Origin of the sequence: Citrobacter sp. Cu096 (assembly GCF_030332285.1) — a bacterium.
Lineage (GTDB): Bacteria > Pseudomonadota > Gammaproteobacteria > Enterobacterales > Enterobacteriaceae > Citrobacter > Citrobacter meridianamericanus.
Genome location: NZ_JAOWID010000022.1, coordinates 179,673 through 206,270, shown reverse-complemented (window position 1 = coordinate 206,270; position 26,598 = coordinate 179,673). Strand labels below are relative to the sequence as shown.

The 26,598-nt window shown below is 54.2% G+C and carries 23 protein-coding genes and 1 other annotated feature; of the genes, 11 read left to right on the top strand and 12 right to left on the bottom strand.

The features are described from left to right. The first annotated feature begins 73 nt into the window (after positions 1–73). From dnaX to hemH, 6 genes are all read left to right on the top strand, one after another. Complete coding sequence (gene dnaX, locus OGX99_RS07680) at positions 74–2,002, top strand: DNA polymerase III subunit gamma/tau (protein ID WP_151218652.1); 1,929 nt, start codon at positions 74–76, stop codon at positions 2,000–2,002. After that, positions 1,335–1,399, top strand: a sequence feature (DnaX frameshifting element). (Overlaps the previous gene by 65 nt.) A gap of 57 nt (positions 2,003–2,059) precedes the next feature. Further along, positions 2,060–2,389 (top strand): YbaB/EbfC family nucleoid-associated protein, encoded by a 330-nt coding sequence (locus OGX99_RS07675; protein ID WP_003021764.1) that lies wholly within the window; start codon positions 2,060–2,062, stop codon positions 2,387–2,389. Next, positions 2,389–2,994, top strand: coding sequence for a recombination mediator RecR (recR, locus tag OGX99_RS07670; RefSeq protein ID WP_003021767.1), 606 nt, complete (start codon positions 2,389–2,391; stop codon positions 2,992–2,994). The genes OGX99_RS07675 and recR overlap by 1 nt, the downstream gene beginning before the upstream one ends. A gap of 110 nt (positions 2,995–3,104) precedes the next feature. Beyond that, a complete protein-coding gene (gene htpG, locus OGX99_RS07665) occupies positions 3,105–4,979 on the top strand; it encodes a molecular chaperone HtpG (protein ID WP_151224877.1) in 1,875 nt (624 codons plus the stop codon). A gap of 177 nt (positions 4,980–5,156) precedes the next feature. Further along, positions 5,157–5,801: an adenylate kinase gene (gene adk, locus OGX99_RS07660; RefSeq protein WP_003021773.1), complete on the top strand. Its 645-nt coding sequence runs from the start codon at positions 5,157–5,159 to the stop codon at positions 5,799–5,801. A gap of 180 nt (positions 5,802–5,981) precedes the next feature. Then, a complete protein-coding gene (hemH, locus tag OGX99_RS07655; protein WP_151218655.1) occupies positions 5,982–6,944 on the top strand; it encodes a ferrochelatase in 963 nt (320 codons plus the stop codon). Here hemH and aes read toward each other — a convergent pair. Beyond that, positions 6,941–7,900 (bottom strand): acetyl esterase, encoded by a 960-nt coding sequence (gene aes, locus OGX99_RS07650; protein WP_187259382.1) that lies wholly within the window; start codon positions 7,898–7,900, stop codon positions 6,941–6,943. The two genes, hemH and aes, sit on opposite strands and share 4 nt — an antisense overlap. A 151-nt stretch (positions 7,901–8,051) precedes the next feature. Here aes and gsk point away from each other — a divergent pair, with 151 nt between their 5' ends. Further along, positions 8,052–9,356 (top strand): inosine/guanosine kinase, encoded by a 1,305-nt coding sequence (gsk, locus tag OGX99_RS07645; RefSeq protein WP_151218776.1) that lies wholly within the window; start codon positions 8,052–8,054, stop codon positions 9,354–9,356. A 46-nt stretch (positions 9,357–9,402) separates the two neighbouring features. Here the strand turns inward: gsk and ybaL are convergent, their stop codons facing one another. Together ybaL and OGX99_RS07635 are read right to left on the bottom strand one after the other, a co-directional pair. Continuing rightward, positions 9,403–11,082, bottom strand: coding sequence for a YbaL family putative K(+) efflux transporter (ybaL, locus tag OGX99_RS07640; protein WP_151218657.1), 1,680 nt, complete (start codon positions 11,080–11,082; stop codon positions 9,403–9,405). A 225-nt stretch (positions 11,083–11,307) separates the two neighbouring features. Then, a complete protein-coding gene (locus OGX99_RS07635; protein ID WP_149691418.1) occupies positions 11,308–12,528 on the bottom strand; it encodes an MFS transporter in 1,221 nt (406 codons plus the stop codon). Positions 12,529–12,700: 172 nt separating this feature from the next. On the opposite strand from OGX99_RS07635, the gene ushA reads away from it, so the two are divergent. Continuing rightward, positions 12,701–14,353 carry a bifunctional UDP-sugar hydrolase/5'-nucleotidase UshA gene (gene ushA, locus OGX99_RS07630; protein ID WP_187252899.1) on the top strand — a complete coding sequence of 551 codons (1,653 nt, stop codon included), beginning with the start codon at positions 12,701–12,703 and terminating at the stop codon, positions 14,351–14,353. 107 nt (positions 14,354–14,460) lie between these two features. Here ushA and ybaK read toward each other — a convergent pair whose 3' ends face one another. From ybaK to copA, 3 genes are all read right to left on the bottom strand, one after another. Further along, positions 14,461–14,940: a Cys-tRNA(Pro)/Cys-tRNA(Cys) deacylase YbaK gene (ybaK, locus tag OGX99_RS07625; protein WP_003021794.1), complete on the bottom strand. Its 480-nt coding sequence runs from the start codon at positions 14,938–14,940 to the stop codon at positions 14,461–14,463. 200 nt (positions 14,941–15,140) lie between these two features. Beyond that, positions 15,141–15,935, bottom strand: a complete 795-nt coding sequence (locus OGX99_RS07620) for a TraB/GumN family protein (RefSeq protein ID WP_210904731.1) — start codon at positions 15,933–15,935, stop codon at positions 15,141–15,143. Positions 15,936–16,035: 100 nt separating this feature from the next. Further along, entirely contained in the window at positions 16,036–18,537 is a 2,502-nt protein-coding gene (copA, locus tag OGX99_RS07615; protein WP_286543119.1) for a copper-exporting P-type ATPase CopA, read from the bottom strand. 109 nt (positions 18,538–18,646) lie between these two features. Here copA and cueR point away from each other — a divergent pair, with 109 nt between their 5' ends. Continuing rightward, positions 18,647–19,057, top strand: a complete 411-nt coding sequence (gene cueR / locus OGX99_RS07610) for a Cu(I)-responsive transcriptional regulator (protein ID WP_029139441.1) — start codon at positions 18,647–18,649, stop codon at positions 19,055–19,057. Here the strand turns inward: cueR and OGX99_RS07605 are convergent. Genes OGX99_RS07605 through OGX99_RS07590 form a run of 4 tightly spaced genes read right to left on the bottom strand, consistent with a single transcriptional unit; the run spans position 19,054 to position 23,276 of the window. Next, positions 19,054–19,770 (bottom strand): DUF3142 domain-containing protein, encoded by a 717-nt coding sequence (locus OGX99_RS07605; protein ID WP_286540127.1) that lies wholly within the window; start codon positions 19,768–19,770, stop codon positions 19,054–19,056. The two genes, cueR and OGX99_RS07605, sit on opposite strands and share 4 nt — an antisense overlap. After that, positions 19,740–21,884: a PA5441 family protein gene (locus OGX99_RS07600; protein WP_286540128.1), complete on the bottom strand. Its 2,145-nt coding sequence runs from the start codon at positions 21,882–21,884 to the stop codon at positions 19,740–19,742. Before OGX99_RS07600 ends, OGX99_RS07605 begins: the two co-directional genes overlap by 31 nt. 19 nt (positions 21,885–21,903) lie before the next feature. After that, positions 21,904–22,362, bottom strand: a complete 459-nt coding sequence (locus OGX99_RS07595) for an NfeD family protein (RefSeq protein ID WP_151218661.1) — start codon at positions 22,360–22,362, stop codon at positions 21,904–21,906. Beyond that, positions 22,359–23,276 carry an SPFH domain-containing protein gene (locus OGX99_RS07590; RefSeq protein WP_286543117.1) on the bottom strand — a complete coding sequence of 306 codons (918 nt, stop codon included), beginning with the start codon at positions 23,274–23,276 and terminating at the stop codon, positions 22,359–22,361. The genes OGX99_RS07595 and OGX99_RS07590 overlap by 4 nt, the downstream gene beginning before the upstream one ends. 134 nt (positions 23,277–23,410) lie before the next feature. On the opposite strand from OGX99_RS07590, the gene fetA reads away from it, so the two are divergent. Then, positions 23,411–24,088, top strand: a complete 678-nt coding sequence (gene fetA / locus OGX99_RS07585) for an iron efflux ABC transporter ATP-binding subunit FetA (RefSeq protein ID WP_187252893.1) — start codon at positions 23,411–23,413, stop codon at positions 24,086–24,088. Next, positions 24,075–24,854 carry an iron efflux ABC transporter permease subunit FetB gene (gene fetB, locus OGX99_RS07580; RefSeq protein ID WP_151218662.1) on the top strand — a complete coding sequence of 260 codons (780 nt, stop codon included), beginning with the start codon at positions 24,075–24,077 and terminating at the stop codon, positions 24,852–24,854. The genes fetA and fetB overlap by 14 nt, the downstream gene beginning before the upstream one ends. A gap of 46 nt (positions 24,855–24,900) precedes the next feature. Here the strand turns inward: fetB and OGX99_RS07575 are convergent, their stop codons facing one another. Beyond that, positions 24,901–25,755 (bottom strand): co-chaperone YbbN, encoded by an 855-nt coding sequence (locus tag OGX99_RS07575; RefSeq protein WP_286540136.1) that lies wholly within the window; start codon positions 25,753–25,755, stop codon positions 24,901–24,903. Positions 25,756–25,813: 58 nt separating this feature from the next. Next, on the bottom strand, positions 25,814–26,584 hold the full coding sequence (locus OGX99_RS07570; RefSeq protein WP_151218664.1) for an SDR family oxidoreductase: 771 nt from the start codon (positions 26,582–26,584) through the stop codon (positions 25,814–25,816). Positions 26,585–26,598 lie beyond the last annotated feature (14 nt).

The following is a 26,598-nucleotide window of genomic DNA, read 5'->3' as shown; positions in this document are numbered from 1 at the left end:
CTCGCCGTCGCTGCGAGGTTGTGTTAGCATTACCCTCCTGTGAATCCACCCTCCAGCCTTTCAGAGCCTGCCAATGAGTTATCAGGTCTTAGCCCGAAAATGGCGCCCACAAACCTTTGCTGACGTCGTCGGCCAGGAACATGTGCTGACGGCACTGGCGAACGGCTTGTCGTTAGGGCGTATTCATCATGCTTATTTGTTTTCCGGCACCCGTGGCGTCGGAAAAACCTCTATCGCCCGCTTGCTGGCGAAGGGATTAAACTGTGAAACCGGCATCACCGCGACGCCGTGCGGCGTGTGCGATAACTGCCGGGAAATTGAGCAGGGGCGTTTTGTCGATTTGATTGAAATCGATGCCGCCTCACGCACCAAAGTCGAAGACACTCGCGATCTGCTGGATAACGTCCAGTACGCGCCTGCGCGCGGGCGATTTAAGGTCTATTTGATCGACGAAGTGCACATGCTGTCGCGCCACAGCTTTAATGCCTTGCTGAAAACGCTCGAAGAGCCGCCCGCGCACGTCAAGTTCCTGCTGGCGACTACCGATCCGCAGAAGCTGCCGGTGACCATCCTGTCGCGCTGTCTGCAATTCCATCTTAAAGCGCTGGATGTCGAACAGATTCGCCATCAGCTTGAGCATATTCTCAAAGAAGAGCATATCGCCCATGAACCGCGTGCGCTGCAACTGCTGGCTCGCGCCGCGGACGGCAGCCTGCGCGATGCGCTAAGTTTGACCGATCAGGCGATCGCCAGCGGCGATGGTCAGGTCTCGACCGACGCGGTCAGCACCATGCTCGGCACGCTGGACGACGACCAGGCACTCTCGCTTGTTGAAGCGGTTGTGGCCGCCGACGGCGAACGCGTGATGACGTTAGTTAACGACGCTGCCGCGCGCGGTATTGAATGGGAAGCGTTGCTGGTAGAAATGTCGGCTTTACTGCATCGTATTGCCATGGTTCAGCTTTCACCTGCCGCGCTCGGCAGCGATATGGCCGCCATTGAACAGCGTATGCGTGAACTGGCGCGAATCGTCCCGCCAACCGATGTGCAGCTTTATTATCAGACCCTGTTAATCGGGCGCAAAGAGCTGCCGTATGCGCCGGACAGACGAATGGGCGTCGAAATGACGCTGCTGCGTGCGCTGGCTTTTCATCCGCGCATGCCGCTCCCGGAACCTGAAGTTCCGCGTCAGTCGTTTGCCCCGGTCGCACCCACTGCGGTGATAACCCCAACGCAGGTGCCGCAGCAGCCTGCGTCAGCGCAACAGCAACAGAATGTGCCGCTCTCCGATGCTACCAGCCAGGTGCTGGCTGCACGTAGCCAGCTGCAACGCGCCCAGGGAGCAACCAAACCAAAAAAGAGTGAACCGGCAGCCGCTTCCCGCGCGCGGCCGGTGAATAATGCTGCGCTGGAAAGACTGGCTTCGGTGTCGGAACGTGTTCAGGCGCGTCCGGCGGTCTCTGCGCTGGAAAAGGCTCCGGCGAAGAAAGAAGCGTATCGCTGGAAGGCGACCAATCCTGTTGCAGAAGTTAAAGACGTCGTTGCCACGCCGAAAGCACTGAAAAAAGCGCTTGAGCATGAAAAAACGCCGGAACTGGCGGCAAAGCTTGCGGCTGAAGCTATTGAACGCGATCCGTGGGCCGCCCAGGTAAGCCAGCTCTCGCTACCTAAACTTGTGGAGCAGGTGGCGCTTAATGCCTGGAAAGAAGAGGATGGCAACATGGTGCGCCTGCACCTGCGTTCCACGCAGCGGCACCTTAATTCCAGTGGCGCGCAGCAAAAACTGGCCGAAGCATTGAGTACCTTAACGGGGTCAACGGTTGAATTGACCATCGTTGAAGATGATAATCCTGCGGTGCGCACGCCGCTGGAGTGGCGTCAGGCCATCTATGAAGAGAAGCTCGCGCAGGCGCGTGAGTCGATTATTGCGGATAATAACATCCAGACGCTGCGTCGTTTTTTCGATGCGGACCTGGATGAAGAAAGTATTCGCCCCATTTGATCGTCAGCCAAATGGTTTGACGGTCGTCATCCCTTAACGTGATTGAGAGAGAAGCCTATGTTTGGTAAAGGCGGTCTGGGTAACCTGATGAAACAGGCCCAGCAGATGCAAGAAAAAATGCAGCAGATGCAGGAAGAAGTCGCCAAGCTGGAAGTGACCGGCGAATCTGGCGCGGGTCTGGTAAAAGTGACCATCAACGGCGCGCATAACTGCCGTCGCGTGGAGATCGATCCAAGCCTGCTGGAAGACGACAAAGAGATGCTGGAAGACCTGGTTGCTGCGGCATTCAACGACGCGGCGCGTCGTATTGAAGAGACGCAGAAAGAGAAGATGGCTTCTGTTTCCTCCGGAATGCAGCTGCCGCCTGGCTTTAAGATGCCGTTCTGATGCAAACCAGCCCGCTGTTAACTCAGCTTATGGAAGCACTGCGCTGTCTGCCGGGCGTTGGTCCGAAGTCTGCGCAGCGCATGGCGTTCACGCTGCTTCAGCGCGATCGCAGCGGCGGGATGCGTCTGGCGCAGGCGTTAACGAAGGCGATGTCGGAAATCGGCCACTGTGCCGATTGCCGCACTTTCACCGAGCAGGACGTCTGCAACATCTGCTCGAACCCGCGTCGCCAGGAAAACGGTCAGATTTGCGTGGTGGAGAGTCCGGCGGACATCTACGCCATTGAGCAAACCGGGCAATTTTCCGGACGTTACTTCGTGCTTATGGGACACCTGTCGCCGTTGGACGGTATCGGGCCGGATGACATCGGGCTGGATCGTCTTGAACAGCGACTGGCGTCTGAGCAAATCAACGAACTGATCCTTGCGACTAATCCCACGGTCGAAGGAGAAGCGACCGCCAACTATATTGCTGAGCTTTGCATGCAGTATGGCGTTGAAGCCAGCCGTATCGCCCATGGCGTTCCGGTCGGCGGCGAGCTGGAAATGGTCGATGGCACCACGCTATCGCACTCTCTGGCAGGACGGCACAAGATTAAATTCTGAACAAACGGAGGCCGCGACGGCGGCTTCCGCTTGAAATCCTTCCCGCTTGTCCCCATTTCACCCTCAACGTGTTTTTACCATTGAAAATGGCATTGTTGAGGTAGATCTACATGAAAGGACAAGAAACTCGTGGTTTTCAGTCAGAAGTAAAACAGCTTCTGCACCTGATGATCCATTCTCTGTATTCCAATAAAGAAATCTTCCTGCGTGAGCTTATCTCTAACGCCTCGGATGCGGCAGACAAGCTGCGTTTCCGCGCACTGTCTAACCCGGATCTGTATGAAGGTGACGGTGAGCTGCGTGTGCGTGTTTCCTTCGATAAAGATAAGCGTACGTTGACCATTGCCGATAACGGCGTGGGGATGAACCGTGATGACGTTATCGATCATCTGGGGACCATTGCGAAATCCGGCACCAAATCTTTCCTCGAATCCATGGGTTCCGATCAGGCGAAAGACAGCCAGTTGATCGGTCAGTTCGGGGTTGGCTTCTACTCAGCCTTCATCGTGGCGGACAAAGTCACCGTGCGTACCCGTGCTGCGGGTGATAAACCGGAAAACGGCGTGTTCTGGGAGTCTGCGGGCGAGGGTGAGTACACCGTTGCTGATATCACCAAAGACGATCGCGGCACCGAAATCACTCTGCATCTGCGCGAAGGCGAAGACGAGTTCCTCGATGACTGGCGCGTACGTTCCATCATTAGCAAATATTCCGACCATATCGCGCTGCCGGTAGAGATCGAAAAAACCGAAGAGAAAGACGGCGAGACCGTGGTTTCCTGGGAAAAGATCAACAAGGCGCAGGCGTTGTGGACGCGTAACAAGTCGGAAATCAAAGACGACGAATACAACGAATTCTATAAGCATATCGCCCACGATTTCACCGACCCGCTGACCTGGAGCCACAATCGTGTGGAAGGTAAGCAGGAGTACACCAGCCTGCTGTATATCCCATCGCAGGCGCCGTGGGATATGTGGAACCGCGATCACAAGCATGGTCTGAAACTGTACGTCCAGCGTGTATTCATCATGGACGATGCAGAGCAGTTCATGCCGAACTACCTGCGCTTTGTCCGTGGTCTGATAGATTCTAACGATCTTCCGCTGAACGTCTCCCGTGAGATCCTGCAGGACAGCACCGTCACCCGTAACCTGCGCAGCGCGCTGACCAAACGCGTACTGCAGATGCTGGAAAAACTGGCGAAAGACGACGCGGAAAAATACCAGACCTTCTGGAAACAGTTTGGTCTGGTTCTGAAAGAAGGCCCGGCGGAAGACCATGCTAATCAGGAAACTATCGCCAAACTGATGCGCTTCGCGTCTACGCATACTGACTCCTCCGCACAGACCGTGTCGCTGGAAGACTACGTTGCGCGGATGAAAGAAGGGCAGGAGAAAATCTACTACATCACCGCAGACAGCTATGCGGCGGCGAAGAGCAGCCCGCACCTGGAACTGCTGCGTAAGAAAGGCATCGAAGTGCTGCTGCTTTCTGACCGCATCGATGAGTGGATGATGAACTACCTGACCGAGTTCGATGGCAAACCATTCCAGTCCGTGGCCAAAGCCGACGAGTCCATCGACAAACTGGCGGATGAAGTTGACGAATCGGCAAAAGAAGCGGAAAAAGCGCTGACGCCGTTTGTTGAGCGCGTGAAAACCTTGCTGGGCGATCGCGTAAAAGAAGTGCGTCTGACTCACCGTCTGACCGACACACCGGCTATCGTCACCACCGATGCGGATGAAATGAGCACCCAGATGGCGAAACTGTTCGCCGCTGCGGGCCAGGCGGTACCGGAAGTGAAATATATCTTTGAACTGAACCCGGACCACGTGCTGGTAAAACGCACGGCGGATACTCAGGACGAAGCGCAGTTCAAAGAGTGGGTTGAACTGCTGCTGGATCAGGCGCTGTTTGCCGAGCGTGGCACGCTGGAAGATCCGAACCAGTTCATCCGCCGTATGAACCAGTTGCTGGTATCCTGATAGCGATAATGTGATGCCGGTTGGCGCTAGCGCCATCCGGCTTTTTTTCGCCTTCTGAACTCAATTTTCCATCATTAACCGTTTCAGCGCAGGCACCTTCCTTGAGCCAATTGCGTGATGGTGGTATCGTTTAGCGCTTTTTAAAAAATATCGACAACCTTTAAGGGGATTTTCGTAATGCGTATCATTCTGCTTGGCGCTCCGGGCGCGGGTAAAGGAACTCAGGCTCAGTTCATCATGGAGAAGTATGGTATTCCGCAAATCTCCACCGGTGATATGCTGCGTGCCGCCGTGAAATCTGGCTCCGAGCTGGGCAAACAAGCGAAAGACATCATGGACGCCGGTAAGCTGGTGACTGATGAGCTGGTGATCGCGCTGGTAAAAGAGCGTATTGCTCAGGAAGACTGCCGTAATGGTTTCCTGCTTGATGGCTTCCCGCGCACTATTCCGCAGGCAGATGCCATGAAGGAAGCGGGTATCAACGTGGACTACGTTCTGGAATTCGACGTTCCGGACGAGCTGATCGTTGACCGTATTGTAGGTCGTCGCGTACACGCTGCTTCTGGCCGCGTTTACCACATCAAATTCAACCCGCCTAAGGTTGAAGGTAAAGACGACGTGACCGGCGAAGAGCTGACCACCCGTAAAGACGATCAGGAAGAGACCGTACGTAAGCGCCTGGTGGAATACCATCAGATGACCGCACCGCTGATCGGCTACTACTCGAAAGAAGCACAGGCGGGTAACACTAAATACGCGAAAGTTGACGGCACTCAGGCCGTGGCTGACGTTCGCGCAGCGCTGGAAAAAATCCTCGGTTAATTTTTAACGCAGTTAATGCCGGATGGCGGTGGATACACCTTATCCGGCCTACGATTCTTTGTAGGCTTGATAAGCGTAGCGCCATCAGGCAAATTCTCGTCTTACCTTTCACAGCAATTAGTTCTTCTTTACCACTTTTCCGCTACAATTATCAACAATTTGAATCGATAAGAGGCGGTAATGCGTCAGACGAAAACCGGTATCCTGCTGGCAAACCTCGGCACTCCCGATGCCCCAACCCCCGAAGCCGTTAAGCGCTACCTTCGCCAGTTTTTAAGCGATCAACGCGTAGTCGATACGTCCCCTGCGCTGTGGTGGCCGTTGCTGCGTGGTGTGATCTTGCCGTTGCGAGCGCCGCGTGTGGCAAAGCTGTACCAGTCAATCTGGATGGAAGACGGTTCCCCGCTAATGGTCTACAGCAAGGCGCAACAGCAGGCGTTGGCACAACGTCTGCCTGATACGCCTGTCGCGCTGGGGATGAGCTACGGTTCGCCGTCGCTCGAAAGCGCGGTTGATGAACTGTTGGCAAGCGGAGTGGAACACATGGTGGTGTTACCGCTGTACCCGCAATATTCCTGTTCGACGGTTGCAGCAGTCTGGGATGAGCTGGCGCGCATCTTAGCGCGCAAACGCGCTATTCCTGGTGTCTCATTTATTCGAGATTACGCCGATGACAGCAGCTACATTGATGCGCTGGCCAAGAGTGCCCGGGATTCATTTGCTCAACATGGCGAACCTGATTTGCTGCTGCTCTCCTACCACGGCATTCCGCAGCGCTACGCCGATGAGGGCGATGACTACCCGCAGCGCTGTCGCGACACGACGCGTGAGCTGGTTTCGGCGCTTGGTCTGCCGCCGGAAAAAGTCATGATGACCTTCCAGTCTCGCTTTGGCCGCGAACCGTGGCTGACGCCGTATACCGATGAAACGTTAAAAATGCTGGCGGAGAAAGGGACCCGACATATCCAGGTTATGTGTCCGGGCTTCGCGGCTGATTGTCTCGAAACACTGGAAGAGATAGCGGTGCAAAACCGGGAGATTTTCCTTGAGGCTGGCGGTAAGCAATATGAATATATTCCGGCGTTGAATGCCACACCGGAACATATCGAAATGATGGTTAAACTGACCGCCGCCTACCTTTAAAGCTGCGACCTGAAATAACGCGCGCCGTCCTGCAGGGCATCGTCGGCGGTTTTCATCATCCGCGAATAGTGCAGGAAGGCGTGCAGCGTGCCGGGATACATTTTGTACTGGCAAGGCTGCTGATGCGCTTGTAACGTCTGGAATAATAAGCAGCTATCGTCGATCAGCGGATCGAACTCCGCACCGGCGATAAAACATGGCGGTACGTCGCGCGTCAGATCGTTATTAAACAGGCAATAGTACGGTGACTCGCGATCGTCAGCGCTGCGTAGGTACGCGTTTTCGTACATCTGCAGATCTTCGCGGGTTAAACCATCCCACGCGCCGCCCATCAGCCGTCGACTTAGTGAATCTTGCAGGCCGTAAAGGCCATACCACAACAGCACGCCAGCGACTTTGCCGCAGGCAATGTTTTTATCTCGCAGCCACAGAGTGCTGGCTAGCGCCAGCATCGCTCCGGCGGAATCGCCCGCAAAACCAATCGTATTTACATTGAGGGAATAGTCGCCAGCGTGTTGATGATAGTACTGGCAAACGGTGACTATCTCTTCAATGGCTTGCGGGTAGCGGGCTTCCGGCGCCAGCGAATAGTCAATGCCGATCACCGTGCACTGGGTGTAGTGCGCCAGTAAGCGCATAATACGGTCGTGGGTATCCAGATTACCGAGAATAAAACCGCCGCCGTGCAGGTAATACAGCGTCGCCTGGCTTTGGGGCTGCGGAGCGTAAATTCGTGTGGCAACGGGACCGCACGCGGTAGAAATCACGCATTCTCGGGTATCCATCTGCGGGGCATCGGCATTCCACAGTTGCCGCTCATGAATGTAGTGTTGGCGCTGAGCCACGAAGTCATCGGCAGCGGGCCATGGCGGCAAATCGTCGCGATGAAAATTCACCACGCTTTTCATTTCATCCGAAATTTTGTCGAGTACGGGGATTTTGTTTTCCGGTTTCATAAAACACTCCTTGTAAAGGTGAGTTATTGTAGAAATTAATCCTGGACAAACTGCGATCTCACCGTCCGATATTGAAACTCAGCGCCGCATCGCATGCGCAGCAGGGAATGTGCTACCATGCTTCGCTCAGTTAACCACCCTAAAATCGACCATGAAATTTCCCGGTAAACGTAAATCCAAACACTATTTTCCCGTCAGCGCGCGCGATCCGTTGCTGCAACAAATTCAACCAGAAAATGAAACCAGCGCTGCCTGGGTGGTGGGCATCGACCAGACGCTGGTGGATATTGAAGCCAAAGTGGATGATGGCTTTGTCAAACGTTATGGATTAAGCGCCGGGCACTCTCTGGTAATTGCCGATGATGTCGCTGAAGCGCTCTACCAGGAGCTGGTGCGCGAAAATTTGATCACCCATCAGTTTGCGGGCGGTACTATCGGTAACACCATGCACAACTACTCCGTGTTGGCGGATGACCGCTCGGTGCTACTGGGCGTGATGTGCAGCAATATCGAGATCGGCAGCTATGCGTACCGCTATTTGTGCAATACCTCCAGCCGTACCGATCTGAACTACCTGCAAGGCGTTAATGGACCGATTGGCCGCTGCTTTACGCTGATTGGCGAATCCGGAGAGCGTACCTTCGCCATCAGCCCCGGACATATGAACAAACTGCGAGCGGATAGCATCCCTGAATCCGTCATTGCTGGTGCGTCCGCGCTGGTGCTGACGTCCTATCTGGTGCGCTGCGAACCGGGCGAGCCGATGCCGGAAGCAACCATGAAGGCGATTGAATATGCCAAAAAACACAATGTGCCGGTGGTACTGACGCTGGGCACCAAATTCGTTATTGCCGATAATCCGCAGTGGTGGCAGGCATTTCTGAAAGAGCATGTCTCTATTCTGGCGATGAATGAAGAAGAGGCCGAAGCGCTGACCGGCGAGAACGATCCGCTACTGGCGTCCGACAAGGCGCTGGACTGGGTGGATCTGGTGCTGTGCACTGCGGGCCCGGCGGGTCTGTATATGGCGGGCTTTACGGAAGAAGAAGTCAAACGTAAAACCCAGCATCCGCTGCTGCCTGGGGCGATTGCCGAATTTAACCAATACGAATTTAGCCGCGCCATGCGTCATAAAGACTGTACGAATCCGTTACGTGTGTATTCACACATCGCGCCGTATATGGGCGGGCCAGAAAAGATCATGAACACCAACGGTGCTGGTGACGGCGCGCTGGCGGCATTGCTGCATGATATTACTGCCAACAGCTATCACCGTAGCAACGTGCCTAACTCCAGCAAGCACAAGTTTACCTGGCTGACCTATTCGTCATTAGCGCAGGTGTGTAAATATGCTAACCGCGTGAGTTACCAGGTGCTGAACCAGCATTCCCCGCGTCTGACGCGCGGCTTGCCGGAACGTGAGGACAGCCTGGAAGAGTCGTACTGGGATCGTTAAATCTTGCGTAGGCCGGATAAGCGATAACGCTATCCGGCACGTAACATTAACTGGCAGTAGCAACTTCACCAGCAGGCGGCGTTTCAATCAGCTCCAGCATGGTGCGGGCGATTTCACGCTCACCCATGACCACCTGATTGGCGCCCCGCTCGGTAATGTATTCCACTTCATCGTCATAATGCGCGCGGGCGATAATCTCAATCGACGGGCACTTTTCACGAGCTGAAGCGACAATTTCACCCGCTTCATAGCCATTCGGAATGGTCAGCAGCAGCCAGCGTGCGCAATCCAGGTGCGCCAGACCCATAATTTCCTCATTAGCAGCGTTGCCCAGCACCGCCCGGATCCCACGCTCGCGCAGTTCATCCACCCGGGTACGCGAGGTTTCGATAACCACCAACGGGATCCCTGCTGCCATCAGTTTCTCACCCAGCAGGCTGCCGACGCGGCCAAAGCCCACCAGCAAGGCGTGATTACAGATATCCACCGGAATTTGCTTCTCTTCTTCGATGGCTTCTTCCAGCGTCTGCTCTTCCAGCGTTTCGGTTTTGGCGAGATATTTTTCTAACACTGCGAACAGCACCGGGTTGAGCATAATGGACAGGATAGCCCCTGCCAGGACCAGATTCTGTCCGGCCTGTGGCAGCAGGTTTAACGCCATTCCCAGACCCGCCAGGATAAAGGCAAACTCACCAATCTGCGCCAGACTGGTGGCAATGGTGAGTGCTGTGCGTTGGGAGTGACCAAACAGGCGCACCAGGAAATAGGCGGCAACGGATTTACCAAAGACAATAATCGCCAGCGTGCCAAGTACCGCCAGCGGCTGCTGGATCAAGATTAACGGATCAAACAGCATCCCGACGGATACAAAGAACAATACGGCGAACGCATCGCGCAGCGGCAGAGTATCATGCGCTGCACGGTGACTCAGTTCCGATTCATTCAGCACCATACCGGCGAAGAACGCGCCCAGTGCAAAAGAGACATCGAACAATTCCACTGCGCCAAAGGCGATACCTAATGCCAGGGCAAGGACTGACAGAGTAAACAGTTCTCGTGAGCCGGTTGCGGCGCTACGCGCCATGATCCAGGGCACCAGGCGACGGCCAACCAGCATCATAATGGCGATAAACGCCACCACTTTACCGATGGTAATGCCCATATCGACGGCCAGCGATGCAAACCCAACATCTTCTTTTTCCAGCATTCCGGCGACGGCGGGTAGGAGCACCAGCGTCAGCACCATCATCAGGTCTTCAACAATCAGCCAGCCTATAGCGATTTGCCCGCGCTGGCTGTCAATAAGTTGTCGTTCCTCAAGAGCACGCAGTAGTACTACGGTACTGGCGGTCGAAAGACACAGTCCAAAGACGATACCCACCATCAGCGACCAGCCCATTACCGCTGAAAGCGCCATACCCAGTAGCGTTGCCACCGCTATCTGGGCAATCGCGCCGGGAATGGCGATTGACTTTACCGCCATCAAATCCTTCAGGGAAAAGTGCAGCCCGACGCCGAACATCAACAGGATCACGCCAAGCTCAGCCAGTTCAGGCGCGAGTTTGGTATCAGCAACAAAACCAGGTGTAAATGGACCGGCCAGAACGCCCGCTAACAGATATCCCACCAGAGGAGAAATACGTAGTTTATTGGCAATCATGCCTAATATAAAAGCGAGCACAAGGCCGCCGACAATGGTGGTGATAAGCGGGGTGGCGTGATGCATTCCGTCTCCTTTGGTTGCTGTGTTGATCCTGAAAACCCAAATTCCGAGTAATAGTTTATGACAAATTTGATGTTTATGTTGATGAATAATTATTGAATTTTGATGAAAACAGGATTTTAAAGGAAAAAAAGCACGGATCGGAAAACCAGGGGGGGATGTCTGAGGCAAACGCTGATGGTCACTGTAAGTGATGACGACCAAAGTCTAGCTTTGGTCGTCAAAAAATCAGGCTTTATGTCGGTTATCAGGTAAGAATATGGTCAGTATCCCCAAAAGTGGCAGGAAAGCACATATTTTGTAGACCAAATCGATACTGGTATGGTCGGCAATCAGCCCTAACACCGCGGCTCCCAAGCCACCCATGCCGAAGGCAAAACCGAAAAATAGCCCAGAAACCATGCCGATACGCCCAGGAAGCAGCTCCTGTGCATAGACCAGAATGGCAGAAAACGCTGATGCGAGGATAAAACCAATGATTACGGTTAAAATCCCGGTCCATTCCAGCGTTGCATAGGGTAAAACGAGGGTAAATGGCGCTACGCCGAGGATAGAGCCCCAAATAACATATTTTCTGCCAATTTTATCGCCCAATGGTCCACCAATTACCGTTCCGGCGGCGACGGCAAATAAGAAGGCAAACAGGTGAAACTGGGCATTTTGTACCGATAATCCGAATTTTTGCATCAGATAAAAGGTGTAATAGCTGCTAATGCTCGCCATATAGAAGTATTTGGAGAAAATCAGCACCAGCAGAATGCTTACCGCCAAAACCACTTTATTACGCGGCAACGGATTAACGATGGCGACCTTCGGCTTTCCTTTACTCATCCGATGCTGTGCTGCATACCAACGGCTGATTTGCGCCAGGACGACAATCGCTAATAACGCGGCCAGCACAAACCAGGCTACATTACCTTTACCGTATGGCGCAATGATGACAGCCGCCAGCAACGGTCCCAGAGAGCTACCGAAGTTACCGCCAACCTGGAAAATCGACTGGGCAAGGCCGTGGCGACCACCGGAGGCCATACGCGCCACACGGGACGATTCCGGGTGGAATACCGATGAACCGGTACCGACCAGCGCCGCGGCGAGCAACACCATATGGAAGCTGCCGGCCATGGCCAGCAAAACAAGCCCGCTCAGCGTGAAGCACATCCCAATGGGCAGCGACCACGGCATCGGGTATTTGTCCGTCCAGTAACCCACGACCGGTTGTAGCAGCGAGGAAGCAAGCTGGAAGGTCAGGGTAATCATCCCTATCTGCATAAACGTCAGCGAGAACTCTGACTGTAAAAGCGGATAAATTGCGAGGATCAGCGACTGGATCATATCGTTGAGCAGATGGGAGAGGCTGATTGCCCCTAAAATGCCAAATGAGGTGCGCGCTTTAGCAACCGACGCTGACGCGCCAGCCGCTGGCTGGGTTGGTTCACTTATTGCCATAGAAAGTCACTTCTGTTTGGTTGCGATTATGAGGGTAATCTAATTTGTTATTATTACCTGACTAACATACCTGCGGAAGGTGTTTGAAGGAAGTCTCATTTCTGAAAACATTTTCGACTATTATTTCATATCATTGTAATTTCAGTCGTTGATTTTGGCTCAGGGAGAGTACATGAAATTTTTAAAACGGGGCGTGGCGCTGGCGTTATTAGCCGCATTTGCGCTGGCAGGTCAGCCTGCACAGGCGTACGAAAAAGATAAAACTTATAAAATCACCATTCTGCATACTAACGATCATCACGGTCATTTCTGGCGTAGCGAATATGGGGAATATGGACTGGCGGCGCAAAAAACGCTGGTGGACGGTATTCGTAAAGAGGTGGCCGAAGAAGGGGGCAGCGTACTGCTGCTTTCCGGCGGCGATATTAACACCGGCGTACCAGAATCCGATCTGCAGGATGCGGAACCTGATTTTCGCGGCATGAACCTGATTGGCTACGACGCGATGGCGGTCGGAAACCACGAGTTTGATAATCCGCTTAGCGTATTGCGCCAGCAGGAAAAATGGTCGAAATTTCCGTTTCTCTCGGCCAATATTTATCAGAAAAGCACCGGCGAGCGTTTATTTAAGCCGTGGGCCATCTTTAAGCGCCAGGACTTAAAAATTGCCGTACTTGGTTTAACCACTGATGATACGGCGAAAATTGGCAACCCCGAGTTCTTTACCGATATCGAATTCCGTAAACCTGCCGATGAAGCCAAACTGGTTATCCAGGAACTGAATATGGGGGAAAAGCCAGACATCATTATTGCCACCACCCATATGGGACATTATGACAATGGCAATCATGGATCTAACGCCCCTGGTGATGTGGAGATGGCGCGCAGCCTGCCAGCAGGGTCGCTGGCAATGATTGTGGGTGGTCACTCACAGGACCCTGTGTGTATGGCTGCGGAAAATAAAAAACAGGTGGATTACGTCCCGGGGACGCCGTGTGCGCCAGACAAGCAGAACGGGATCTGGATTGTTCAGGCGCATGAGTGGGGGAAATACGTGGGACGGGCGGACTTTGAGTTCCGCAACGGCGAAATGAAAATGGTTAATTACCAGCTTATCCCCGTTAACCTGAAGAAAAAAGTGACCTGGGACAACGGTAAAAGTGAGCGGGTACTCTACACCCCGGAGATTGCTGAAAATCAGCAAATGCTTTCGCTGCTGACACCGTTCCAGAATAAAGGTAAAGCGCAGCTCGACGTGAAAATTGGCAGCGTCAATACGCGTCTCGAAGGCGATCGTAGCAAAGTCCGTTTCGTGCAAACCAATATGGGGCATTTGTTGCTGGCTGCGCAAATGGCGCGGACCAGCGCTGATTTTGGCGTGATGAGCGGCGGCGGTATCCGTGACTCCATTGAAGGCGGCGATATCACCTATAAGAGCGTGCTGAAGGTACAGCCGTTTGGCAACATCGTGGTGTATGCCGACATGAGCGGGAAAGAGGTGATTGACTATCTGACCGCGGTGGCGCAAATGAAGCCGGACTCCGGGGCCTATCCGCAGTTTGCCAACGTCAGCTTTGTAGCGAAAGACGGCAAACTTAACGATGTGAAAATCAAAGACGAACCTGTTGATCCAGCCAAAACCTATCGTATGGCAACGCTGAGCTTCAACGCCACCGGCGGTGATGGCTATCCGCGTATTGATAACAAACCAGGCTATGTGAATACCGGATTTATTGATGCGGAAGTGCTGAAAGAATACGTGCAGAAGAACTCACCGCTGGATGCCAGTGCGTATGAGCCGAAGGGTGAGGTGAGCTGGCAGTAACAGGTCGGAGTGCCGGATGGCGGTGCTGGCACCTTATCCGGCCTACAGGTCAGTGCGATGTGTAGGCCTTAAAGCTGCGCGCCATCAGGCATTCATTCTATAACCGCTTAGTCCCGGCGGGCGATGTCAGCGAATTTTGCATCCAGAATTTTCGCCAGATCGCTCGCTGCCAGTTCGATATCCAGCCCGCGTTTGCCGCCGGACACATAAATGGTGTCAAACGTTTGGGCTGGCGCGTCGATAAGCGTCGGCAATCTTTTTTTCTGTCCCAGCGGGCTGATACCACCTACCAGATAGCCGGTAGTGCGTTGCGCGACCATGGGATCGGCCATATCGACCTTTTTGGCGCCCAACGCTTTGGCGACCTTTTTGAGATCCAGTTGACCGGCTACCGGTGTGACGGCGACCGCCAGATGCTTCATGTCGCCGTTCACGGCAACCAGCAGCGTTTTGTAAACCTGGTCCGCATTCAGACCTAACTTGCGCACCACTTCGTCACCAAAATTCGTCTCGGACGGATCGTGATCGTAGGTGTGGATCTGGAAAGAAATTTTGTTTTTTTCGAGTAATTTAACGGCGGGTGTCATAGCAATTTTCCTGGCCCAGACAAAATACGACACAAGCATACGCCTGATGTCTGTCTAAAAAATAGTACCATCTTGCGCAATAGTATTGGCAGGATGATGACTTTGAGCGACAATCGAACTACACCGACGCTTTAAGCGCCGGGATCATAATAATGATGAAATTCCTCTTTGACGGGCCAATAGAGATATTGGCCATTTTTTTACCGTAACATCTCCGGCAAATTTCCTTCTCCGTATAAATGCAGCGCGCCAACGGCCACCACATAGTGACCGGCAGGCATCGCTCTGAGTCGATCGCACCAGGCCGCATTACGTTGATGCATCAAAACGTCATACAACGACTGACTAAATGTATTGGGTAGTGTGAGTTCGCTATTGTGCGGCGGCGTTTCAAGCCACCAGCTCATCATCTGTTGTAGCAGTCTGGCATTGGTATGCCAGTGTGTCAGGGTATCGTCCAACAGAGCCAGGCCGTTATCGGGCAACTGACATAACAGTGCGATTTGGCTGGATGCACCTTCCAGTTCGATTATCGGTTTATGCACCTTTTTAGCCGCATTCAGCAGTTGGTAATCAATCCCGTATTCAGCCCGCAGCCCCAGCTTCTGCGCCTGCGTTGCCTGTAATACCATAGCGATTTGCCATAACGGCTGCGTGGACAGCAGGGAAGGGGAAATGCCCAGTTCGTCGGTGACCTTATGCAGATTATCTAACTGCTCCGGGCTGATGCGTTCTTCCAGTGCGGCAAAGGTCGGAAGGTTGGCAAACGGCGCATCGTCGCCGGAAACATCAGCTTCGACAATCAACGCATCGGCATGCTTGAGCTTTTTGAGTAATTTGGCAGGCAGAGGCGCCATATCGCGGCTGCCCATATGAATACTGCCAATCAGATGAAAATGGCGGTTGCCGGGCAAAGAGATGTCGATGGCAGGCCAGGTATAGTGGTTGCCGCGCAGTGCAGACCAAAATGCTTTTACCCGGTATAACAAATCCATACGACCTCCCTAAGTGGACTTCCATGCTAGCGCGTGGTCCTGGAAGGTGCAATGCGTGAATTGCCGGATGGCACAGTTGATAGCGCCATCCGGCAAAGGCTTACTCTTTAGGTTTGAAGCGCAGCAGTCGGTTCGCGTTGCTCACCACTGTGATGGAAGAAAGCGCCATCGCCGCCCCGGCGACGACCGGGTTGAGCAGCGTGCCGGTGAACGGCCACAAGATCCCGGCGGCAACGGGGATACCGATGCTGTTATAGATAAACGCGCCAAGCAGGTTCTGCTTCATATTGCGCAGCGTTGCCCGGGAGATAGACAGCGCATCTGCAACGCCCATCAGGCTATGACGCATCAGCGTAATTGCGGCTGTTTCAATCGCCACATCGCTGCCGCCACCCATGGCGATCCCTACATCGGCCTGAGCCAGCGCTGGCGCATCGTTGATACCGTCACCGACCATGGCAACCTGACGCCCCTGGCTCTGCAGACGCTTAATCGCCTCGGCCTTACCGTCCGGCAGAACGCCCGCAATCACCTCATCAATACCCGCTTCTTTGGCAATGGCGTTGGCAGTCGTTGGGTTGTCGCCGGTGAGCATCACCAGACGATACCCAGCGCGGTGCAGGCGCTGGAGCGCTGCCACACTGTCGCTACGCAGTGGATCACGTACCGCTAACAGCGCCGCGGCTTTACCATCAATTGCCAACAGCACGGGGGTTGAACCCCGGGAAGCCTGAGCGGTGATTTCATCTTCCATTTCTGTGGTATCGACCTGCTGCTCATTGAGCAGCGCCTGGTTGCCCAGCAGTAGCGTATGACCTTCCGTTTCGCCACTGACGCCTAAACCACGCAGCGTACGGAAACCGTTGACCTGCGGCAGCGTGATATCACCCGCTTTGTCTAGAATCGCTCTGGCCAGCGGGTGGCTGGAACCCTGTTCAAGGGCCGCTGCCAGACGAATTGCCAGCGCTTCCTCGGTATTACCAAACGTTTTGATGGCGACAACCTGCGGTTTGCCTTCGGTCAGCGTCCCGGTCTTATCAAAGACGAGAGTATCGAGCGTGCTGGCGCGCTGCAGCGCATCGGCATCGCGTACCAGTACCCCAAACTCAGCGGCACGCCCCACGCCGGAAATAATCGACATCGGCGTTGCCAGACCCAGCGCACAAGGGCAGGCGATAATCAGAACGGTGGTGGCAATCACCAGCGTATAGACAATCTGCGGCGCTGGTCCAAAGAAATACCAGATAGCCGCACTGACCAGCGCAATGGCGACCACGACCGGAACGAACACCGAGGAGATACGGTCGGCCAATTTGCCAATTTCCGGTTTACTGCTTTGCGCCTGACGCACCATACGAATAATGCGCGACAGTGTGGTGTGGCTACCAACAGCGCTGGCGCGGAACAGTACGCTGCCGTCCTGGACGACCGTACCGGCGTGGACGCTATCGCCTTCACCTTTTTGCTGCGAAATCGGCTCACCGGTCAGCATAGCTTCATCCAGCCAGGCTTCGCCCTGTGTAATTTCTCCATCGACCGGCACGCGGTCGCCGGTAGTCAGACGCAGTAACATTCCGGCCTGAACGTCTGCCAGCGGTACGTTCTTTTCACCTTCGTCAGTAACGACGCGCGCGGTCGGCGGCGTCAAATCGAGCAGTTTTTCCAGCGCTTTGGACGAGCGTTGGCGAGCCCGCGCTTCCAGCATGTGTCCGAGGTTAATCAGACCAATAATCATGGCGCTGGCTTCATAATAGAGGTGTCGCGCTTCCATTGGGAACCATTGCGGCCAGAGGTTGACGCTCATGGAATAGAGCCATGCCACCCCTGTACCCAGCGCGACCAGGGTATCCATAGTCGCGGTGCCGTTCATCAGGCTTTTCCACGCATTGCGATAAAAGTGACCGCCCGCGAAAACCATCACGGCAAGCGTTGCCAGGCCAATCGTCAGCCACAGGCTGCGGTTGTCATCGCTCACCATCATGTTGTCGCCGATCATACCCCATACCATGACAGGGATACCCAGCAGCAGCGCAACAGCTGCCTGCCAGCGAAAACGCTTCATGGTTGCCACGGCGGTTTCTTGCTGACGTTCGCGGCGCTTGACGTCATCTTCAATCGCTTCTGCGCCGTAACCCGCTTTTTCAACTGCCTGGACTAAATCTGCGGCAGAGGCACTGCCCATTACCAGCGCAGTGCGTTCCGCCAGGTTTACCCGTGCCTGAGTGACGCCCGGTACACTTTGCAATGCATTTTGTACACGGGTCACACAACTGGCGCAGCTCATGCCGTTTAACAGCAACTGTTGGCTGTCATCATCAGCCGTAGCTGCCGGAAGCTCGGAAGGGACCGCTGCCAGTGCTTCCGACGGGATTGATGACTCCGTCAGCGGTTTAGCCTTTGGGTGGCTTAACTCCGCGCCGTAACCGGCTTGTTTGATGGTTTCAATCAGCGCTTCTGCGCTGGCGCTCCCGGTAACATGCGCCTCTGTCACGGTGACATCCGCTTGCTCAACGTCTGGACGTTGTTCCAGACTTTCTTTAACGCGTTTTACGCAGTGACCACAGGACAAACCGTCCAGGGTTAGATCGATTGTTTGAGACATAACAAATTTCCTCTATGAGTGGTCGGTTACTTATTGACCTTGGCAATCGTTTTGACTAACTGTTATAAAGGTTAAACCTTCCATCTGGGGGAAGGTCAAGGGAGAAAAGATGAATATATCCGATGTTGCTAAAAAAACCGGTTTAACCAGCAAAGCCATACGCTTTTATGAAGAAAAAGGCTTAGTGACGCCGCCGCTACGTAGCGAAAATGGCTATCGTACATACAACCAACAGCATCTGAATGAACTTACGCTGCTGCGCCAGGCACGCCAGGTGGGTTTTAATCTCGAAGAGTGTGGCGAACTGGTGAACCTGTTTAACGATCCGGCGCGTCATAGTGCAGATGTGAAAAAGCGTACCTTAGAAAAGGTAGCGGACATTGAGCGGCATATCAGCGAGTTGCAGGCCATGCGCTTGCATTTGCTGGCGCTGGCGGAGAGTTGCCCAGGCGATGACAGTGCCGAATGCCCGATTATTGATAACCTCTCCGGCTGCTGCCACCATAAAGCGAAGGCTTAACGGCGAGGGGGATTAAGCATAAACACCACCGTGCCGCGGTACCATGGGGATTTCTCAAGCTGTGCTTCAGCCAGCGGATCCCGGCTACCGTTTTGCACCAGCCCCAGCTTAAACGGAATGCGCAGACGGCTGAGTGCGGGCAGATACGCCTGATAATTCGTTACCGTATGACGGCCCTGATAGCTCTGGACCACCAGTTCATCGACCGCCAGCGCGTTCAGCGTGGCGACGTCGCCCGTTTTTGCCCAATCCAGAAGTCCAGTCACGCCAAGTGCAAACTCGGCTGGTAACTGTTGACGTAATTGCTGCAAAAAGCGGGCGTAATCGGCAAGCTGATGAGTCGCCGCGTCAAAATCAACCTGTAGGCCGACCACGTGATTCCCGGCCGTCTGCCAGCGTTGCATCAACCGTATGATACGCGCCGGGATCGCCTCCGGTACGTCGAGCGTGGTAAAGCGCACGGTCAGCCAGATCGAGGGAAAAGACAGGCGGCTGACCGGCAGCCCGAGACGCTGGAAAACCACGTTACTCGAACGAATCAGCACCTCACCCTGATGCAGATAGACCGTTTGCGCGTCTTTCAGCTCATCACTGGCCTTCACGCCGGACCACAGCCAGAAGGCCGGATGCTCTCGGGCGGCGACGATATCCGCCGCCTGCGGCTGGCCTGTCAGCAGCGCGGTTACCAGTAGTATTTGAGTTTTTGCGCCCACGGACTTCCCGGATACTGCGTTTTCAGTTGGGTGAACCAGCCTTTACGCTGCAGTTTATCCACTTCCTCACCGCCGCATTCGTTAGAGCCTGACGGCGCATAGCACATGATGGCGCGATACAGCGCGAAGCTCTTGTCTTCAACCTCTGCTTTCGGTGAAGTGATTACCTGCTGATAGTAGCTTTGCCTGTCGAACTGGCCGAACGGTTCTTTGCGCGATATTGCTGATTCAAGTACGTCGTTGCCGGCACTGTTTTTCCACAAATCAACGTGGGTTTGCGTGGTGCGGAAGAATTCGCCTAAGCAGTTCAGCGCGTGGGCATCATCCGCTTTTTTGCTCAATACCGTTACCGTTTCATTGAGGCTGCGACAGGTATAACCGGCTTGAGCGGCATCGCCATTCCAGTCGAAAATACTCAGATTAACGTCATCAAACGCGTCGCCAATAACCGGTGGAGTAATGGCGCTGGTCAGTTTTCTGTCATTCAACCAGTCGCCAAAGCGGTTTTCAGTAAGATCGCGTACCAGCAGCGTATGCAGGGCGATGGTACGCTCTTCATTGTTGGGTCCATGGACGGCCTGCTGGCGCAGCAGTTCCGGCGAGGCCTGTGTTTTCAGTATCTGCGAGCGAAAACGCAGGTTGGTCACTGCGCTTTCTGGGGCAAAAACCGCCGCCACATCGCCGCTATAAACCAGCGTGGCGGCGAGCTTAGCCTGTACATACTGCTGCTGTTCGTTGTCCTGGCTGAGTTTTAGCAACTGCAGCCAGAAATCACGCGCCGCGGGCCAGTTCTTCTGGCCCATCAGCGCTTCGCCATACAGCACTTGTTCGCTGAAGGCGAGGGTATCGTGAGCGGCAAGTTTCTGCGCTGGCGTAACTGCCTGAATAATCGCCGCGTAGTTCTCCGTCGCCAGCCACAGATTCAGTTGCAGATCGCGCCATAGCGGCAATTTTTGGCTCTGTTCAAACACCGGTTTGCTGGCATCGAGCTGCGCCTGGGTCAGTGTGGGTTTACTGTTGTTATCCAGACGCAGCGCGCGCAGCAGTTCGATATAGCTGACATGCGGCGCATCGGGGAAGGCTTCTACCACGGACTGTTCGTAGAACGCCATACCGTAGACATTATCGTATTCGATGACAATGTCACGCAGTTGCCGTGCGTCAGCCGACTGCTGGAGCGTTTGCTCATACAACCCGGCCAGCTGTGGCCACGCCTGTAAATACCAGTTGATGCGACGCAGCATACCGCGCGCGGATTCGGCATACAGGCCTTGCGGGAAGCGTTGCAAATAGACTTGTGCCTGCGTCTGAGCCTGAGTCGCATCCTCGCGGTTAATTTTTGCAATATCAAAATCGCCGTACTCGCCCACGCTGTTCTGGCTGCTCTTGTTCAAGGCCGCACGCATCAACATGTATTGCGCGGTCTCTACCAGCCACGGGCGCTCACTTTTGGCAAGCTGAGTGAAATCGCGTTCGGCGCTGGCATAATCACCGGCATAGAAACTGGCAGCTGCGGCCAGATAATTTTTATAGGACTGAGCCGGTGAATCAGCCGGGAGGGTGGCAAGTGAAGACTCAATTTGTTCGCGGGTTGCCCCGGATAGCAGCCCCGTACGCGCCTGGGCTAAGGCCTGACGCTGTTCCGCCGCTAACGTCGGGTCGGCCAGCAGTGCGGCAAAAAATGCGCTGACGCTCTCGGTGTTATTTGAAACATGACGGTTCTCAAGCTCAGCGTCGTTGACGTTTATTTCGTCTGCGCTAATGTTCAGTTCGGCCATCTGTCGGGAGAGTGGGCTGTCTGCGGCGGATGCCGGCGCAGCGGCTGGCTGCGGGGCTGCCTCATCCCATTGCGGGTGATAGGCAAAATAGAAATCCCGGGAGCGGGTGATATCCGCTGGCATTGATTGCACCGGCAGAGCAAATGATTTTTCCTGGCTCAGCAGCCGCAGCAGGTTGTCGCGGCTGTCGTTTTCAGGGTTAAAGGTTGGCGTGCCTTTCAACAGGCAGCTGTCGTCGCTCCATTTGCAGTCTTCCATATCGAAAGAGGCGAATGCCTGCGGGGCGGCGGTCAGTAATGTGCAAAGGGCAAAGGCAAGGGGTGTCTTCCTGACCATAGTCTTATTTCCTGTCTTTTTAGTGTGATACCGCTTTAATAATCAGGGTTATCCCTTCAACGGCAATAACTTCAACCTGCGTTCCGGCGCTCAAATCGTCGCGGGCGCTGACGGGCCATGAGCTATCGCCGACGCGCATATGTCCACGGCCATTGACCAGGCCAGTTTCCAGAATAAATCGACGACCAACCAACTGCTGCCCGCGCTGGTTCAGATGGCTGTCGGCGGGTTTCTGCTCCTGAACACGCCTTGCCAGCCACTTCCACCAGAGCCAGGCCGCCAGCAGGGTGAGGACGGCGAACATCGCTCCTTGCCAGGCCCAGTCAAGCGGAACGAGCCACACCACCAGGCCGGTAATCACCGCCGCCACGCCGCTCCACAGCAGATAGCCGTTACCGCCCAGCATCTCGGCAGCGAGTAGCAAACCGCCGAGGCTGAGCCAAAAGATGTGCGGGTGTACCAGAATCATCGCTATCATGATTTTTTCCGCTCGCTGGCGCTGTCCTTAACCAGTTCTGCGATCCCGGCAATGGAGCCCATCAGGCTGCTGGCATCCAGCGGCATCATTACCACTTTGCTGTTATTCGATGAACCGATATGCTGCAGCGCTTCGGTGTATTTCTGCGCCACGAAGTAGTTCACGGCCTGAATATCCCCGCCGGCAATGGCTTCAGAAACCATCTGCGTTGCGCGAGCCTCAGCTTCTGCCGAACGTTCACGCGCTTCAGCCTGTAAAAACGCAGACTGGCGTTCACCTTCCGCTTTAAGGATCTTCGACTGCTTCTCACCTTCGGCCTTGACGATTTCTGCCTGACGGATCCCTTCGGCTTCAAGAATGTAGGCGCGTTTGGTACGTTCGGCTTTCATCTGCGCGTTCATCGCGTCGATAAGTTCTGCAGGAGGACGCACGTCGCGGATCTCGATACGGGTGATTTTAATGCCCCAGGGATTCGTGGCTTCATCAACAATATGCAGCAGGCGCGTGTTGATGTTGTCGCGCTGGGAGAGCATTTCATCAAGCTCCATCGAGCCGAGAACGGTACGAATGTTGGTCATGGTCAGGTTGATGATCGCCAGTTCCAGATTACTGACTTCATAGGCGGCTTTCGGCGCGTCGATCACCTGAATAAAGCACACGGCATCAATCGCGACGTTGGCGTTATCTTTGGAGATGACTTCCTGAGAAGGGATATCAAGCACCTGTTCCATCATGTTGATCTTACGACCAATGCGATCCATGAACGGCACGACAAGGTTTAAACCTGGTTGCAGGGTTTTGGTGTAACGGCCAAAACGCTCTACCGTCCACTGATATCCCTGCGGGACGATTTTGACGCCAGCGCCGACGATGACCAGTGCGACAAAGATGAGAATAGGAATAAAAATGAGCATTGATGAAACCTCCTGTTGTGCTGTCCTTTACTGCCTCATTAATCAAATTATACCCGATTAATCAAGGGGGGCTCCCTTATAATAAATTACAGGCATAGACTGTCTGCACGAAAGATGTAAAAAAGGGATGGGTAATGGAAGAAAGCAGCATTCTGCTTCAGTTAAAAAATGTCGCATGGCAGGCAGGGGAGACGCAGGTTCTCAATAACATCAGTTTTGATCTCCGTGCCGGAGAATTTAAGCTGATTACCGGCCAGTCCGGCTGCGGGAAAAGTACGTTACTCAAGATTGTGGCGTCATTAATGAGTCCGACTGCCGGTGAAATCCTCTTTGAAGGCAAGGAGATAAGTACCCTCAAGCCGGAAGCGTATCGCCAGCAGGTCTCCTATTGTGCGCAAACGCCTGCCTTGTTTGGTGAGACCGTCTACGACAACCTCATTTTCCCCTGGCAAATCCGTAACAAACGTCCGGAGCCGGATGCGTTTCTGACCGTCCTGGCCCGTTTTGATCTCCCCGAGACGATCCTCAAAAAAAACATAAATGAGCTGTCCGGTGGCGAAAAGCAGCGCATCTCGCTAATTCGTAATTTGCAGTTTCTGCCCAAAATCCTGCTGCTTGATGAAATCACCAGCGCGCTGGATGAAGCCAATAAACGTAATGTGAACGAATTAGTTCACCATTATGTTCGCGATAAGAATATTGCGGTGCTGTGGGTGACGCACGACAAAGATGAAATTACGCATGCGGATAATGTCATAACCCTTCAACCGCATGCCGGAGAAATGCAGGAAGCACGCAATGAACGAGCATAATATTACCAATGAGTCCCTGGCATTAGCGATGATGCTGGTGGTGGTGGCGATCCTGATTAGCCACAAAGAAAAACTGGCGCTGGAAAAAGATATTCTCTGGAGCGTTTGCCGGGCGGTGGTTCAGCTTATTATCGTCGGCTATGTGCTGAAATATATTTTTGGCGTTAACCACAGTATTCTGACTTTACTGATGGTGCTGTTTATCTGCTTTAACGCGGCTTATAACGCGCAAAAGCGCAGTAAATATATTGATAAAGCTTTCCTCTCGTCGTTCATCGCCATCACGGTGGGGGCGGGATTAACGCTGGCGGTGCTGGTTTTGTCTGGCTCTATCGAGTTCGCGCCGATGCAGGTCATCCCGATCTCAGGCATGATTGCAGGCAATGCGATGGTGGCGGTGGGGTTGTGTTACAACAATCTGGGTCAGCGGTTTAGCAGCCAACAGCAGCAGATTCAGGAAAAACTCAGCCTCGGCGCGACGCCGAAAGTGGCCTCCGCGCCGCTGATTCGCGACAGCATTCGCGCCTCGCTGATCCCAACGATCGACTCTGCGAAAACGGTAGGGCTGGTGAGTTTACCGGGGATGATGTCCGGGTTGATCTTCGCGGGTATTGATCCGGTAAAAGCGATTAAATATCAGATTATGGTGACGTTTATGCTGCTTTCGACCGCCAGCCTGTCAACCATTATCGCCTGCTACCTGACCTATCGGAAATTCTATAATTCGCGTCACCAATTAGTCGTAACGCATTTGAAGAAGACGTGATGTGATGGCCGGATGACGGCTAACGCCATCCGGCAAATGCAGCAGATTAGTACAACAGCGCGTACAGCTGTCGGCGGTATTTTGAGGCCAGTGCATCGCCGGTTCCGAGTGCGGCAAGGATCTCCTGGAAGGTCTTACGCGCCAGGCCGTCGGCAGCAGTGAGATCTTTCTTCAGGTGGCTGAACAGCAGTTCCAGCGATTCTTCGTTGCGTCCGACCTGATGTAACTGAATGGCCAACTGTGTTGCCAGCGCCGCATCCTGCGGATTGCTGGCAACCTGCTGTTGCAGCTGTTGGATTTCCGGCGTATCGGCCGCCTGCTTCAGCAGTTCAATTTGCGCGACCAGTCCCTGATAGCGGGTGTCCTGATCCTGCAACGGAATGGTTTTCAGCACCGCTTCGGCTTCGTCAGAGCGGTTCAGGGCGATTTGCGTTTCCGCCAGCAGCAGGCCAATTTCGCTACTCTGGTTGGAGATCTGCCACGCTTCTTTCAGGAGCGGCAGCGCGTCGGCGTGATTACCTGCCTCAATGAACTCGATAGCCTGGCGCGCTTTCAGCTCTTCTTCGCTCGGCAACACTTTTTCCAGCAGCGCGCGGATAACCTCTTCCGGCTGCGGGCCCTGGAATCCGTCCACTGGCTGACCGTTCTGGAACAGATAAACCGTAGGGATGGCGCGCAGGCCAAACTGAGAAGCGATCATCTGCTCGGCGTCGCAGTCGAGCTTGGCAAGAATAAACTGGCCGTTGTACTGGGCGGCAAGGCTCTCCAGTATCGGCGTCAATTGCAGGCAGTGCTGACTGCGCTCAGACCAGAAATAGAACAGGACCGGCGTGGTCATCGACTGTTCAAGGGTCTGCTGCAGGTTCGATTCGTTAATGTTAACAATATTCTGTGTGGACATGGAGTTACTCTCTTTTGTCGATTTCTTGTTACATGGGGGCTGACGCGCGTGCTTCAACTCAACCCTGTAAAATTTTGTCCATTATGCGGCCTGGCAACAGGCGTTTAAGTAGCATCACTGCCCAGGTCACCAACGTAACCGGATAACGAAGCTTCGGTTTGTCGCTCTCAAACGCATGACGCACTTTGGCGACAACCGCTTCTGGTCCCAGCGTAAAACGTGCGGCAATACCAGGGTTTTCAACGGGAGCATCACGTTGAGTCTGATTGACATTTTCGGTAAAACGGGTGCGAATAGGGCCGGGCTCAATCAGGCTGACCTTGATCCCGCTGTGGCGCAGTTCCATGCGCAGCGCGTCGGACCAGGCTTCCAGTGCGTATTTGCTGGCGGCATAGGCTCCGCGTCCCGGTGTTGAGATCAATCCCATCACCGACGAGGTCATCACAATACGTCCTTCTCCGTGAGGGAGCATGGCGGGCAACAGGCGCATGGTCAGCTGATGTGCACCAAAGAAGTTGGCCGAAAACTGCTGCTCCATTTGCTCGCGGCTAATGGTCGGCAGTGGGCCATAGACGCCGTATCCGGCATTGTTAAAGATCCCATACAAACGATTATCGGTCAGGGCGATCACCTCATCGGCGGCGTGATCCACGCTTTCGGGTGAGTCCAGATCCAGCAATACGCCGGTGAATCCCATACTGTTCATACGCGCAACATCGTCAGGTTTGCGACAGCCTGCCAGAATTTGAAAACCCTGGCGCTTTAGTTCAAGCGCGCTTTCCAGACCGATTCCGCTGGAACATCCTGTTATTAAGACCGATTTTTGCATAACTTTACCTGTCA